This is a genomic window from Pseudalkalibacillus sp. Hm43 (assembly GCF_051842935.1).
Lineage (GTDB): Bacteria > Bacillota > Bacilli > Bacillales > Fictibacillaceae > Pseudalkalibacillus.
The window spans coordinates 1203546-1217403 of record NZ_JBPXRR010000001.1 but is presented as its reverse complement, the minus strand read 5'-3'; the positions used below and the strand labels follow the sequence as shown (position 1 = coordinate 1217403).

Sequence of the window (13858 nt, the reverse complement as noted above, 5' to 3'; positions counted from 1 at the left end):
TCCTTTTTTTGGTTTTATTAGTATACAACTTACATCCGAACGCGTAATTCGAGTCGTTCCACTTCTTGTTTCAGTTTTTCACGGTCAAGTCGTAAGGAGAATCCATCCCATGGCGTTTCATTCAATATCGGAATCTGTGTATCGATGGTTACGAGATCCTTACTGAGGAATGCCATCTCACGACCGGCAGCAATCTTCTTCAAGTAACGCTTGAAAATCGGATCCAGCTCTTCTTCCTCATAAATCGCTTCGACCGATCCGTACTGCTGGATCATCGGGAGCGCTGCTTTTTCCCCAACACCATGCACGCCAGGAATGTTGTCACTCTTATCACCAAGTAGTGCCTTCACATCAATCCATTGAGCAGGCGTAATCCCGAACTCGTCAGTGAAATGCTTCAGAGTGTATGCATTCTCTTCTTTCTTTTTCGCTATGATCTGAGACACTTTATCCGTTAAAAGCTGCAGCAAATCACGGTCGTTACTGTAGATGTAGCACTCTCCGTCCATTTCTTCCGACCAACGGCGTGACAAAGTACCCATGATGTCATCCGCTTCATATGGGCTGATCGCCATTTGTGTGACTCCTACAATATCGAACAGTTCCGTTACAGTTTGATACTGCTGAATGAGAGGTTCAGGCAGTTCGTTTCGTGTATCCTTATAATCTGGATACTTTTGACGGCGCAACGTTTCTTCACGCTTCACATCCCATGCAATCATAAGATGTGTCGGATCGTAAATTTCAATTAGATTCAAGAGCTTTTGAATTTTGACACGGAGTGCATTCGTGTACAATCCTTCACTGTTTGTCGTCAATTCATGGTCTTCTCGACCATAGCTCGTCGCAAAATAACATCGGCTTAACAGGTTGAATCCATCTATGATAATAAATCGGTTACTCATTTTTTTGTCCCCTTTTCCCCGGCTTTTCCTCTGTTCATTGTATCACATTTTACTTTATAAATAGAGAAGGACTGACCATTGCTGGCCAGCCCTTTCACAATATGTATGAGTTCCCGCACTTGCCGTGACACTTCATGACTCATAAACCCACTTTCGGCAGGTGGGTACCCGCATCAATCCGTTCGTCTTCCGCTTCCGAAGTTGCGGCATGACGTCTAGATCGAGATTTAGGGTTCCCTATGTCATGACATCGGTTTAAGACATAAACGTGTCACTAACAATGCAGGAACTTTATTATAACTAGGAATGGGTTGTTTGTAAAGAACTCCGATCATTGTCGAGTTGTTACAATTTATGGTATCTATCAGACCTTTCCTAATCGCTAAATCTAGTATGTCACTTTATCATCCACAGCATTCGCGTCAATATGTAGATAATCAGGTAATTTGTCGGATATTTCTGTCAATACGACAAAATTAGAACGAATTTTCATCGTAAACTTACAACTTTTGTAGTAGGCATTCTATATGATAGATAGTATAAAAATGGAAACCCTCCTTGCAAAGGCAAACCCGTTGAAAAGCGGCGACGCAAAGTCACAGATCTACGGATATACCAAGATGGCTGGGCTACCAAGAGGCAAGTTCTTAATTAGGAGGAATGGGTAATGGAAAAACGAGTTGAAAAAGAGAAGTTGGATTTAGAGTGGGTTGAGTTGATGAAAGCAGCAAAAAACAATGGCCTGACAAAAAGCGAAATCCGGGACTTTATTCGTAGTTTTTCCTTCAAAACCGTCCAATCAAAAGCGTAACTACACAGAAATACATAACAGATCACCAAGTTTTATGGTATAATGGGTTTAATTATCCAGAAGAATTTTGACTTGAAGGAGTTACAATTATGATTGGGGATCGTCTTAAACACTACAGAAATGAAAAAGGATTCTCTCTATCAGAGCTTGCAGAACGAGCGGGTGTGGCTAAGTCCTACCTCAGCTCAATTGAGCGTAATCTACAATCGAACCCTTCCATTCAATTCTTAGAAAAAGTATCGACAGTATTGAATGTACCTTTAGATAATCTATTACATGATGCAGTGGATGCAAAACATGAGGACCTAGATGAAGATTGGATGAGACTTGTACAAGAAGCCATGCAGTCCGGGGTTTCAAAAGACGAATTCAAAAGTTTCCTAGAGTATAATAAGTGGAAAAAAGAACAAGAATAATAATTAAGCACTCCCATTCTAATTTGGAATGGAGTGCTTTTTATTTTGCATCAAGGGAGAGAAATTGTTGCTGTAATATGAAGTTCCGTATTTCCGTTCTTGAAAGTCCTAACTGCCTTGCTTCCTTAATCAGATCCAACCATTCAGGATCAACGTACAATTTATCCATCTCATATACATCCAATCCTAATTCTTTTGCAATACGTACAACGGTAAAAAATGATGGATTTTGTATGATACCACTCTCTAGATTCAATATGTAAGCCTCCGTTACCTGGACAAGTTTCGCCAGTTCTTTTATAGAAATCTGTTGGGCAATCCGAGCTTGCCTTACTTTTTCTCCTAAATACATAACTGGGATCCCCCTTCTCCAAGGTCTAAACTTGAATATTAATCAGTGTACCTACCTTCAATTCTCTAAATAGAATTTCATCGTCTTGAATATAGATTTTTTCTCTACTCTTCACTTGTTCCATACGTTCTATAGATGATTTAGCATAAGAGTAAGAACATTTCCCCATCAGTTGGTTATTGATGTAGAGTTCTCCAATGTCTTCTTGTAAGTATCTCAAGGTAACCTTCTGATTATTAATATAGGAGATCGAATCACCATTTAATCTACGAATCATGGCAATCACCTTTTCTTATGGATTTTGTATACGTTTTGAAAACGATAACTTTTCAACGAGGATGTTCGTCGACGTTGAAGAAAAGTAATAGATAAAAGTATAAGAGCAACTAAGGTTCAACCTGCGCCAAGGCTTGGCTTCACCAAGTTTTCTTTATAGAAGCTTGAACAATCAAGCGATGTGTAGGGTCTTTGATAGGGTCACACGTTATTAAGGTTATGATGGATTGATCTTGATTTGATGCTAATACTGAAGTGTCATCTGGAAGAACACGCAAAGTGTTGTCCACAATATATGTGTATGTGGAAGTTTCGGTTGTAATGATGATCTCGTCACCATCTTCTAACTCATCAAGGCGGTTGAAGTCTTTTCCGTAGGTATAGCTGCGGTGTGCAGCAATCGCTGCATTCCCCTTCTCTCCTAATAGAGCAGTACCTTCGAGACGGCCAGCTCCTTTTTTCAAGTTCGGGATTGTTGCTCCTTCAAGAATTGGTAATGTAAGATCTATACTTGAAATTGAGATTGTGCCTATTAATTCACCTGTTGTTGGAAACGTTTTTGTTTGTTCTTTATTCTCTTCTGAAGCATATACCTTTGATAGTGAAGTGAAGCTCTGTCTTGCGGTTTCCTGATTAGATTGGTTCCATTCAGTAAGGAGTTGTTCTTGTTGATGAAGTGAGTACTGAGATTTGATAAAAGGGAAAGAGGCAACACCTATACCAATAAGTATGAGTAAAGAAGCCATAAGTAGTTTCATAGTGTGTTACCTCTTTAACCTGATTCTAGGACGATCACCTTTTAAACTTTGACGCAATACACCAACACCAACACCAGCCAACATAATTCCTGTTAAGTAATACCAGATAGGATTGGATTCACCAGTTTGTGGAAGAGCACTCTTAGGTGATTCATTTTCTGTTTTATCAGGATCTTTAGGTTCTTGAGTCGGGACTTCTTCTTTGGTAGCTTGAGCTGAAAACTCTAATTCAAAAGTCGTTCCTAACCCTTGAAACTCGTTTCCGGATTCAGATGGGAACGTTACTGTCACAACAAATTCGTCTGTATGGTGATGATCCAACTTACGTTCAGTTAGCTGATCAAACTTGTAAAGCTTATCCTCAAATAGTACTACTCCAGTTTGATCTTCAATCTTTAGATCCAATTGGTCGTAAAGCTTTTTAGATCCATCTTTAAATTTTGCTAATGTTCGATAATCAAAATCAATATTACCGTCATTACTAACGACTAACTTACGCTCAGCCCAATCACCAGGTTTTAAATTTTGCAAATCGAATAAATAGCTTGCAGGTGAAGTACTGATGTCCAACAGCGGGGCACTTTTCTCAGCACCAGTATCTTTTACAGGATGATAAAATACATTTACCAACATAATTGCACTATATAAGATTATTACTCTAACAAGTAATCTTTTTATCAATCTCATAAATTGACTCCTCATAAGAAAATTTTGTTATCCAAGGAGTTTCAAGTTTTTACTTTAATTAAGAGGAAGGTGGGATTACCCACCTTCCCATTCATTAAGTATTTCTTATTATCGTTCTTCTCCATCTGTTTGGTGACCAGTAAATGTCCACTGAAGGTTCAATGAATCTTGTTGGAATTCATTTTGATCAGTACCATCATCCACGAATTCAAATTGTACATAAAGTAAATCACTTGAACCAGCTACTAATCCTGTGCTACCCCATCTATCTCCGAAGATATGCTCCCATGTGTTTTCTACAGCTTCAGGAGACATTGACGATAAATCAGCAAGAGTAGTAGAGTAAACTGGTACATCCAACTTATCGATATTGAATAAGAAGTTTACTCGTATATGCTCACCCAAATCACGAGCATTATTGTTGCCATGATCTGTTACAGAATAAGAAGTATCGAGAATAACATTTTTGATATCGAGTGTACCACCATTGACAAGCTCAAAAGAACGAAGCATAGTATCCCCTGGCTTTAAATTGTCAACATCAATAATAGTAGTAGGATCAACTGATAGGTCCAATTTTCCTGCAGCAAAAGTATTACTTGCTGTTGCTGTATCACTAAAGTATGCAAAAGTCCCTCCACCGACCAACGACAATCCTAGTGCTGCTGATGCTACGCCCAAACCAATCTTCTTTTTAATACTCATGTTTCTTTTTCCTCCTTTACCCTATTGGGTATGTATATTTTTTATTTTGAACCCGCTGAATAGCGGTGATTCAACTTATTCAATTACTAGTAGTAGAACTAGATTCTTCTTTTTTAGGTACTTCAATTTCCTTAATAGCCTTCCAGATAGAGTAGGCAGAATAAATGATCAACAGTAATCCTGGAAGGATCAATAATATTGCTGTACCAATTTTTGAATTTGCAAAATTCATAAAATAGCCAAGTAACGGGATATTGAAGCCATCATATTTTCCAACAACATTTTCCGAAAGAACTGGGGATATGTCAGCACCATCATTGTTATCCCCTTTGGTGATGTATTGCACATGATTGGCGGTTTTTTTAACTTCTATAATTCTATGAGTGATTAACTTTTCTGCATCTTCCATGAAGGTGATGATGTCACCCTTTTTTAGTTTCTCTTTATTAATAGATGGATCTATAGCAATAATTGATCCTGTATCGAATGTGGGTTCCATCGAACCTGAAAGAACAGATTTTAGTTGATAACCCATGAACGTTGGTTCTCCACCTGATGCTTTCGAAGTTACAACCATGAAAACCATGACTATAAAAATGCCGAACAATAACCATGACGTAATGTTACTAACCCATTTCAATGTTGTTTTCATATACATCACTCCGTTGTTTCTTGATTATTTTCATTTTGGGGTTCATTACTACTTGTCTTATTCTCCTCTGTTTGTTTTGGATCAGGAACTTCAGGAGTCTTTTCTGTGTTTTGTCCTTTTCCTTCAATTACGTTATTTTCTTCATCTTCTTCAGAAGACTGAGATTGTGGCTCAGTTTCATTTGACCCATCAGTTTCATTTCCTTCTTCAGCTTCTTCAGATGATTGATCAGATTCACTTGCTTCAGTTTCATCATTTTCTGAGTTTTCTATTTGTTCTTGACTATTAGTATCATCTTGTACTTGATCTTCTTTTTCTTGTTTTGTATCATTTGTTTTGTCTGAACATGGAGCACCCGTATGATCATCACAATCTTTTTTGTTATGACCAGGGTTGTCTGGATCAGTTTGTTCTCCAGTATCATCGTCTCCATCTTCTGGTCCGTTTCCTAAACCTGCATTATCTTTACATAATTCTTTATGAGATTTTTTATATTCTTTGTCTGCACAAAAGTCAGTTGCTGCTGTCATCGTGCCTGATACTCTAGCTTGATCCGAGAAATAGGAATATGTACCTTGAATTGCATATCCCATTAGAAAAAATACAATAAGTGCCAGTGAAAAGTTTAGTAGTAATCTAAATCTCCTTTTTCTATTACCTTGACTCCTACTTCTTTTTTTTCTGCTTGGCAGTTCAAGCACCATTCCCACCTACTTTGTTATGGGTTTTGTAAGTGTTGTTCTTTTTAAAGAACATCTTACACTTGTGATTATATACCGTTATAAAGAACGTTTAAACCCTTCTATAGTACCATATCGTTCGTTTTGAAGAACAATACCTTAGTAATACTCGCTTATACTCCCTTTTTCGTAGTTTTTCAACTTTTTTACTATGTTCTTTTTACAGAACGACCACAAAGAAAAAGACCCACACAACCGGTGTGGGTCCTAAATATTTACTTCTGTATGTGGTGTTTTCTTGTTGTCATTTCCAGGAAAGCTTGGATCTCTTCTTTGGTCAGTCCGAGCGACTTTGCTTCAAGGATCAGTGCAACCCAGTCTTGGTCAATGATTTTAACAGGCACTTCATTCATTGGTAGCCCTCCTCTTATCACGATCCTGGATTTTAGTCTCCTGATATGTCGGGTCGGTTGCACCACTGACTCCGCGCAGCATAAGTGCCCAAATGTATATGCGCTTCATTGTCTCCCATAGCTATAACGAACTATTTAATTAGTTCTATTATATACATCTATAGTACTATGAAGCAACATTATTGTCAGAAAATTTTGTCATATATGGGAGTTGTTCTTTTGCTCAAATAGAACAAAAAAACAGTCCCTCTATTTCATTCGCTCTCCATCTTTTTCGCTTCTACTTCAGCGAAGTTTGGCATTTCACCTGATTTTGCGCGTTTTTCCATTGCTTTTGCATTATTGTTTCGTTGTGCGTTTGCATTTCCTTTTTTCTGTTTGCCCATTGGGATCCCTCCTATTCTTTTTCTTAGTATGAGCCATTCCGATTTCATAATTCTTCAAAATCTGGTCATTCTAAGTGATAGGAGGTGTTCGCTATGGGTGGACCTTATTTATGTCCCGGCTGCAAGACCAACCGAACGCGCTTTAACATGATTGAACAGATCCCTAAAGGTGTCAAACTGGATCCACAGTCAGGTGATGTGGTTGAGGAATATTCCAACGATCATTTAGATACGTTCCACATTCCTTATAGTGGATCCCATTATCGCGTCCAGTGCGGTGCTTGCGGTTTGATTGAGAATGAAGAAACGTTCAAGGCACGTGCAAGCTCGTCCCAAAATCCATTTTTGACATGAAAAAAGCCTCTATAATAGAGGCTTTTTCGCATTATACATTCTGCAATAGACCGAGTTGCTTCGGAATTTCGTATTCGTTGAAGCATACATAGTTTTCATAAATTTTTCCGTCTTTAAATTTGAAAAACGAACTGCCGTGGAGCTCTATGCGTTTATAGGTGGCAGGATAATATTGTAGAGGGGCTTTGTTCGTTCCTTTCATCTTCCAGTAGACGACGACACAACTCCCGTCCTGGTACATGTTCTCCGTACAATAGGTCAAATCTGGAAAAGCCTGCTGGTAGTCATTCATGTGTTCGGCGAAAGCATCCAATCCGAAAACACAGCGATCATCGTTTGATTTGAAGGTGAAATCTCGATGACAGTAGAGAAAAAAGTTGTCGTAACACCTCTCGTTCAATACTTCATCCTGAAACTTCTGAACGATCTGTTTATAAATCATCTCGTCTCCTCCCTCAAGTGTGATAAGACTAATTTGTATGCAGGTGGGACGGTGATTAGTACTTTTACAGATAAAAAAACACCTGAATATGATTCAGGTGTCTAATTCAAGCGGAAGGTGCTTTCTTTTTCATGGAAGTTAACTTGTTTTGAAATGTTGTATATTTTAATGTGCAGCGCTTCTACCTTTTTGAAGTCTTTTTTAGTCAGGCCGATCATTTGGGAAGCACTGCCCGACGTTGGCAAAAGATTGATCCGTACAGATTCCCCATCCTGATCGCGCACATCAATAATCGGATTGGCATGTAAGGGCTCTTCTTCATCATCGGGTCTGAAGTGTAAATCACGATCACCCTCCGCTTCAACCGCTATCGTAATAGCGTAATCGCTACCTTCAAAAACCTCTCCTAAGCTTCTGATATCTTCTAACCTGAAGGACACATCATGAATTTCCCCGATATCACGCTCCAATCGTCGCTCCTTTCCTCCGTTCTGAACCGCCTGAAGATGTTCTTTTTCAATTGTAAAATCGAGTTCATCTCCGGTGGTATAAAGTCCAGATAATAGCGAGAATTGGATTTCGTCATTCAGTAGGCTTGGATAATGATGGAGTTGAATGTAAGTATGACCTTCTTCATCTTTTAGAATGGAGCTATTGCCCATCATACCATTCACTCTAAATGTTAACGTCCGTAGCTCAGTTTTCGTTTGTAGTGAAAAATAGAGACGATCGTCATATAAATGCTTATCGAATTTCGTATAAGTGATGCTGGATTGTTCCTTCAAATCAACGGATTGGTCGAGTTGAAACGTTTCCAGTTTAGGATTGAATTCCTGAAAGCGATAAGGAATTTCAACATCCTCCATCGTCTTGGTTTCTGCACCATTTTCTTTTTTCGTCACAAGCTCGATGTTCTTCAGATCCACTTGATGGATGGATTCCGCAGCGTCATTAAAGTTGGATGGACCTTCTGACCAATTTCGAATTTGGTCATACAGATCTTCTGTCATGACAGGAATCAAGACCGTTCTTCGGTACAACCGGTTCTCATAAACGACCCCATCATTCGGCCAATAGTTCCCACCCACCTGATTATGAGTTTGGACGGTCATATTCAAAGGGTCATCATCGTCTGGATGATAGGTTAACTCATTCACACGAAGATGTGGAATTGCCTCTGGAATTTTATCGCTCGGCAACAAATTGAAACTATAAGTCAGGATCAAATCAAGTCGGTGATTCCACATGGATTCGACCCTAAAATCTCTCTGTTCATCAATCAATGGGACTTTTACACCTTCAATTTCTTTCATCAGATCATATTGATAAGCTTTTATTAAAAGGTCTCCGTTATACCTCGACTGTCCAGCTAACAATGATTCAAGTTCATCTTCCGTATCTACAACTTTAAAATTCTCACGGTCAACCTCAAACGAAGTAGATGCTTCTTCTTTTGCATAGTTGCTAACAATGATAAAAGCTGCAATAAGAATCAGCACTGGGAGCAGCTTCAAATATGTCTTGGATTTCATCTCATCCCACCTTAACACCGACGTTGAAAAAGCACCCACACAGGTGCTTTTTCATCATTCACTTCCCAATGATACTTCATTTTCGGCAAAATCAACATACATTGGAAGATTGAATATGCGGATGTTCAATTCCTCAATTTCATCAAAAGAATGAGGTTCGAAACCATAGAAATGACCGGATTCATCTGAGTAGTGTTGATCTGCCCGAACCGGATTACCATCTTGATCTTTCACTTCCATCATGGGTTGCCCCCTAAAATGCATTTCTGCTTCAGGATGTTCTTTAATCGTTTCCAAGTATCTTTCATAGCTTTGGAAGTATATATGACGATCATACTCATGCTCTGGATCTACCTTTAAAAAGAAACCATAATTGTCCTGATGTGGTCCATTCGGGTTTATTTCCAATTTGACGAGTTCAAAATCTATCGTATTCACCACACCTAAATCACGATTGATTTCGTAAACATTTTCGTCTTGTTCCATTTTTGCTCGAAACTTTTGAAATTCATCCTTCGTAATCGTAAACGTTAATTCTTCATCTGTTGGATAGGATCCTGATAGGAGTGAAATCGTCGGCTCATCAGGTCCCAAATCGCCGTTGTAGGGGTCATGATAAATTTCGATATATTGTCTACCGTCTGCATCTTTACGAACGGACGATTGACCCTCGATTTTTCCATACTTGTAGTAAACTTCATTCAGTTCTAGAGGTGAATTCATCTCAAAATAAAGACGTTTCTGATGAAGCCTTGTTTCAAAATCTGTATAAGTGATGGACCTCCCATTCCCAAGATTGGTTGATTTGTTAACGGAGACGGATTCAAGCAACGGATCCTGACTCTTCATCTGGTAATCGAGCGCAATGTCCTGGAGTGCGAACTTTTCACCACCTGCATTCCCCTTCTTTACCAATTCCACCTCTTGAAGTTCGATTTTGGATATTTTCATGATTGCTTCATTAATATGATCAAAGTTATCCATTTCCTTACTATTTACCCAGCTGGATAATGTTTTTAAAACTTTTTCATTCCAGTCTGGTTCATAAACTACTCTACGGTAGATTCTGTTTTGAAAGACGACACCGTCACTTTGCCAATGTTGGTCCTGGAATCCACCATGTCTACCAACCCCGAGCTCGAGAGGATCTTCTCCATCTGCTGTCAGTTTTAACCGGTCAAACTCAAAGTAGGGAATATCATCCGGGCTTTCATCGTTGGGCAATACATCTAAGCTGTATGTCATGAAAAGACCTAGCCCTTGATTATATAATGATTCAATTCGGAATTCCCGTTGCTCCTCCACAACTGGGATATTGACGTTTTCAATTTCGGTGATAAGGTTATGTTTTTCCATGAGTTTGAACATTTCCGGGTCAAAGTATTGAACTTCTCTTCCGAGTCTTTCTTTCAATTCCTCTTCGGAATCGACGACAATGAACGCCTCACGATCGACTGCAAACGACGTTCGCTCTTTCTCTTTGAACATTTCACTAATAAAAAAGAAAGCACCTAAAATCAATAAAACTGGCAAAAGTTTTGCGAGCGTATTTTTCCCTTTCACAATTTTCCCCCTTAAAAATTACTCTGTGTGAATTGGAATCTCGATGAGTTCCATTTCTAATGGATACGGTTTTGAAAAATGGAAGAACCTGAAATTTAATTCATTCTGATCAATAAATACATCCTTAGCTATTTCAATATTAATATTAATACTATTTGCGCTCGGCTGACTTCTAACTTCCATAAGTTCTAACCTTTCCCCGTTACTGTTTGTCACTTCGACCAAAGGATCCATAAACAGATGCTTTTCATTTGGATCATGTTGTTTATGCTCCAAATACTCCGCATAATCTCTGAACCAATAGTCTTGATAATCGATGTTGTCCCCTTTTAAGTTGACATTGAAGGAGACAGCGTTTCCGTCAGGAGTTTCACGGTAATCCAGGCTTCTTGCTGTAAACGTATCATCACCGTTGATTTTTCCGAATGTTTCATTCAATGCAAGCATTGGTGGTTTTTCTTGAGATAAATCATTCTTGAAATCCTCCATATTCTTACCGGTTAGTTGATAGGTCGCTTCTTCATTGCTCGGAACAGATGCCTCTGTAAAATGGATAGATAATTTTCCAGAATCCATAGGCTTCTCATTGGCTTGAATGTATAATTCCCCTTCTCCATCTGATTGGATTGAAGATTGCATTCCATGTCCGTTCAAGCTATAAGTCAGCGCTTTCAACTGATCTTTATTTTCACCAATGTCTATATACAGCCGCTCTTCAAAAAATGACACTTCATAACGCTTGAACAGTAAGGTCGTATCAGGTGCCAATTGGACAACCCCATCCAATTGAGCGGATTCGAGTGGTTTTGTGAAATTTGTCATTTTCATATTCACAGTCAGAGGATTGAGTGATGTCATGTTCCAATCTTTATCAACCATCTGTAGATTGGTAAACGTCACACCATTTACCAATTCAAGCCGTTGCTGGACTGCGTCTCCATCTTCAACAGTTGGTAAGTTCCATTCCATGATTTCCTCGTGGAAACTAGGACTGTCCATCCCTTCAATCCAAATACTTCGGTAAAATCGCTCCTCATATACGAAACCTGTATTCGAGGTCGAATTCATTTTATTGTTTGGATTGGTTTCATATGGATCAACGAGAATACGTGCTTCTTGATTTTCTTCATTATGTAAAAAAATATCGCCGAACGTCATGTATGGGATGTCTTTCGGTTCTTCATCACTTGGCAATAGACTGACACTATAAATGATGAAAAATTCGGTATTGGCGTTCCAAACCTCATGTATTTTAATCGTTCGATTCGATTCCATGACCGGTATTTCTTCATGCTTAACCTTTTGAATTAAACCGTATTGATCCGCCTTCTTCAACCATTCACGTCGATAATCAGACCCCAGCCGACTGTATCGCTGTATCTTTTTGTAAGAATCGACGACATCGAAATTTTCTTCGCTCACTTGGACGTTCTGTACTTCTTCTTTCTGAAATTGATTACCTAACAAGATAAATAAGATGATGACAATTGCAATTGGTATTAGCTTCTTGATGATCGGTCCCTCCCCTTTCCCTTCATCCTACCATAAGTTCAATATTCTGGGAGAGGTTATCGGCGAAATAATCGGATGATTCTGTAAAATAAAAAAATCTGTCCTCAAGTAATAACAAAGATCCCATCGGTTACGATGGAATCCTTTTTAGAGCCCTTCCCCTTCACACCACTCATAGATGACGAGGCTGAAGATCTGAGCGACTTGGAACACTTTTTCAAGCTCGATGTATTCGTTCGGGTAATGCGCGTATGCCGTGACACCTGGGCCGAACACGATGGACGGTGTGTTTCCGACCTGAGTCAAAAGTCCACCATCTGTTCCCCAAGGAGACGCCTCAATCTCAGGAGGTTCACCCAATACTTCCTCATACTTGCTTTGAAGGATACCCATCAATTCGTGCTCGACGTCTATAGAACCTGGAAGCCACTGCGCACCGAACCATTCCACTTGAACCGGATGCTGTTGAATCCAGTTGTCCTCGATCTGGCGCATCGAGTGTTCGAATTCAGCTTTTATCTCTTCTAACGTCTCTTGAGGTCCAACTCCGATTCTGCCTTCAATCAATACTTCATCTGGTACAGAGGACGGCCAGCTTCCGCCTTCAATTTTTCCAATATTGATTGGTAGAGGGATCGGCGTATTCCTGTAAAGTGGATCATCCACCCGCTTGTTGCGCTCGTGTTCAAGGTTTTGTATCGCATGGATGACCGGCATCGCTTTCTCAATCGCACTGATGCCTTCATACCGGGTTCCACCGTGCGCGGATCGACCGTTGATCTTCAGTCGGAACCACATCGATCCTTGTTGTTTCGGAAAAATCTTCATGTTCGTCGGTTCGGGCACCAGGGCTGCATCAGCGGTATGACCTCTTAAAATCGCAGCCAGCGTGCCAGCCCCACCGCTCTCTTCTTCTATCACACTATGAAAAAGCACATCCCCCTTCAGCTTCACACCCAGTTCTTTCAAACACTGGATCGCCAGAAGTAGAGCGAGGTTGCCGCCTTTCATGTCAGTGACACCCCTGCCGTACATCTTCCCGTCTTCCATATGACCACTGTAAGGAGGATAATCCCACTGGTTCAAGTCACCGGGAGGCACGACATCGATATGCCCGTTCAATACGATCGACTTACCTCCACCGGTTCCTTTCCATGTACCTACGATGTTCGGACTCTTGGAAAAATCCTTTCGAGTTGCACAAAAGTAAGGGTGATTAAGGAATGCCTCGTCACTCGGAATCCAGTAGTCTACGTCTAATCCAAGATTTTCGAGATGCGCTTTTACGAGAAGCTGGACACCTTGCTCATTTCCCTGTTCACTACCCTCTTGGACGAGTTTCTGTAAAAGGTCCGTCGCCTCTTCCCGGTGTTCATCAATCCATTTTTTAATTTTCGTTTTCAGGATGAACGCC

General features: G+C 39.8%; 18 protein-coding genes, 1 other RNA gene and 2 riboswitches. Of the genes, 3 read left to right on the top strand and 16 right to left on the bottom strand.

Features of this window, described 5'->3' with window-relative positions; translation table 11 throughout:
• Positions 1 to 29: 29 nt before the first annotated feature.
• Both ACSVDE_RS06445 and ssrS read right to left on the bottom strand, forming a co-directional pair.
• A complete protein-coding gene (locus tag ACSVDE_RS06445) occupies positions 30 to 905 on the bottom strand; it encodes a 5'-3' exonuclease (protein WP_439300107.1) in 876 nt (291 codons plus the stop codon).
• 106 nt (positions 906 to 1011) lie between these two features.
• Positions 1012 to 1197, bottom strand: a non-coding RNA gene (ssrS, locus tag ACSVDE_RS06440) — 6S RNA.
• Positions 1198 to 1460: 263 nt separating this feature from the next.
• Positions 1461 to 1542, top strand: a riboswitch (cyclic di-GMP riboswitch).
• A 30-nt stretch (positions 1543 to 1572) separates the two neighbouring features.
• Here ssrS and ACSVDE_RS06435 point away from each other — a divergent pair.
• Positions 1573 to 1716 carry an anti-repressor SinI family protein gene (locus ACSVDE_RS06435; RefSeq protein ID WP_439300106.1) on the top strand — a complete coding sequence of 48 codons (144 nt, stop codon included), beginning with the start codon at positions 1573 to 1575 and terminating at the stop codon, positions 1714 to 1716.
• A gap of 89 nt (positions 1717 to 1805) precedes the next feature.
• A complete protein-coding gene (locus ACSVDE_RS06430) occupies positions 1806 to 2132 on the top strand; it encodes a helix-turn-helix domain-containing protein (RefSeq protein WP_439300105.1) in 327 nt (108 codons plus the stop codon).
• Positions 2133 to 2172: 40 nt separating this feature from the next.
• Here ACSVDE_RS06430 and ACSVDE_RS06425 read toward each other — a convergent pair whose 3' ends face one another.
• The 9 genes from ACSVDE_RS06425 to ACSVDE_RS06385 form a co-directional block, all read right to left on the bottom strand.
• Entirely contained in the window at positions 2173 to 2484 is a 312-nt protein-coding gene (locus tag ACSVDE_RS06425; RefSeq protein WP_439300104.1) for a helix-turn-helix domain-containing protein, read from the bottom strand.
• 25 nt (positions 2485 to 2509) lie between these two features.
• The gene (locus tag ACSVDE_RS06420; RefSeq protein WP_439300103.1) at positions 2510 to 2761 is read right to left on the bottom strand and encodes a hypothetical protein; all 252 of its coding nucleotides are present in this window, start codon (positions 2759 to 2761) and stop codon (positions 2510 to 2512) included.
• Between the two features lie 139 nt (positions 2762 to 2900).
• Positions 2901 to 3518 (bottom strand): class D sortase, encoded by a 618-nt coding sequence (locus ACSVDE_RS06415; protein WP_439300102.1) that lies wholly within the window; start codon positions 3516 to 3518, stop codon positions 2901 to 2903.
• 6 nt (positions 3519 to 3524) lie between these two features.
• A complete protein-coding gene (locus ACSVDE_RS06410; protein WP_439300101.1) occupies positions 3525 to 4205 on the bottom strand; it encodes an LPXTG cell wall anchor domain-containing protein in 681 nt (226 codons plus the stop codon).
• Positions 4206 to 4313: 108 nt separating this feature from the next.
• Entirely contained in the window at positions 4314 to 4910 is a 597-nt protein-coding gene (locus ACSVDE_RS06405) for a TasA family protein (RefSeq protein ID WP_439300100.1), read from the bottom strand.
• Positions 4911 to 4989: 79 nt separating this feature from the next.
• Positions 4990 to 5562, bottom strand: a complete 573-nt coding sequence (gene sipW / locus ACSVDE_RS06400) for a signal peptidase I SipW (protein ID WP_439300099.1) — start codon at positions 5560 to 5562, stop codon at positions 4990 to 4992.
• 5 nt (positions 5563 to 5567) lie between these two features.
• Entirely contained in the window at positions 5568 to 6266 is a 699-nt protein-coding gene (locus ACSVDE_RS06395) for a SipW-dependent-type signal peptide-containing protein (RefSeq protein WP_439300098.1), read from the bottom strand.
• Between the two features lie 251 nt (positions 6267 to 6517).
• Complete coding sequence (locus tag ACSVDE_RS06390) at positions 6518 to 6655, bottom strand: anti-repressor SinI family protein (RefSeq protein ID WP_439300097.1); 138 nt, start codon at positions 6653 to 6655, stop codon at positions 6518 to 6520.
• 43 nt (positions 6656 to 6698) lie between these two features.
• A riboswitch (cyclic di-GMP riboswitch) is annotated at positions 6699 to 6780 on the bottom strand.
• Between the two features lie 129 nt (positions 6781 to 6909).
• On the bottom strand, positions 6910 to 7041 hold the full coding sequence (locus ACSVDE_RS06385) for a hypothetical protein (protein ID WP_318289917.1): 132 nt from the start codon (positions 7039 to 7041) through the stop codon (positions 6910 to 6912).
• 93 nt (positions 7042 to 7134) lie between these two features.
• Between ACSVDE_RS06385 and ACSVDE_RS06380 the strand changes: the two genes are divergently transcribed.
• Positions 7135 to 7395, top strand: coding sequence for a DNA alkylation repair protein (locus ACSVDE_RS06380; RefSeq protein ID WP_439300096.1), 261 nt, complete (start codon positions 7135 to 7137; stop codon positions 7393 to 7395).
• A gap of 31 nt (positions 7396 to 7426) precedes the next feature.
• Here the strand turns inward: ACSVDE_RS06380 and ACSVDE_RS06375 are convergent, their stop codons facing one another.
• From ACSVDE_RS06375 to ACSVDE_RS06355, 5 genes are all read right to left on the bottom strand, one after another.
• A complete protein-coding gene (locus ACSVDE_RS06375) occupies positions 7427 to 7837 on the bottom strand; it encodes an ester cyclase (protein ID WP_439300095.1) in 411 nt (136 codons plus the stop codon).
• Positions 7838 to 7938: 101 nt separating this feature from the next.
• A complete protein-coding gene (locus tag ACSVDE_RS06370; protein ID WP_439300094.1) occupies positions 7939 to 9369 on the bottom strand; it encodes a hypothetical protein in 1431 nt (476 codons plus the stop codon).
• Positions 9370 to 9423: 54 nt separating this feature from the next.
• Positions 9424 to 10932, bottom strand: a complete 1509-nt coding sequence (locus tag ACSVDE_RS06365; RefSeq protein WP_439300093.1) for a hypothetical protein — start codon at positions 10930 to 10932, stop codon at positions 9424 to 9426.
• Positions 10933 to 10950: 18 nt separating this feature from the next.
• On the bottom strand, positions 10951 to 12354 hold the full coding sequence (locus ACSVDE_RS06360) for a hypothetical protein (RefSeq protein ID WP_439300092.1): 1404 nt from the start codon (positions 12352 to 12354) through the stop codon (positions 10951 to 10953).
• Positions 12355 to 12591: 237 nt separating this feature from the next.
• Positions 12592 to 13836: a peptidase gene (locus tag ACSVDE_RS06355; protein WP_439301942.1), complete on the bottom strand. Its 1245-nt coding sequence runs from the start codon at positions 13834 to 13836 to the stop codon at positions 12592 to 12594.
• Between the last annotated feature and the right edge of the window lie 22 nt (positions 13837 to 13858).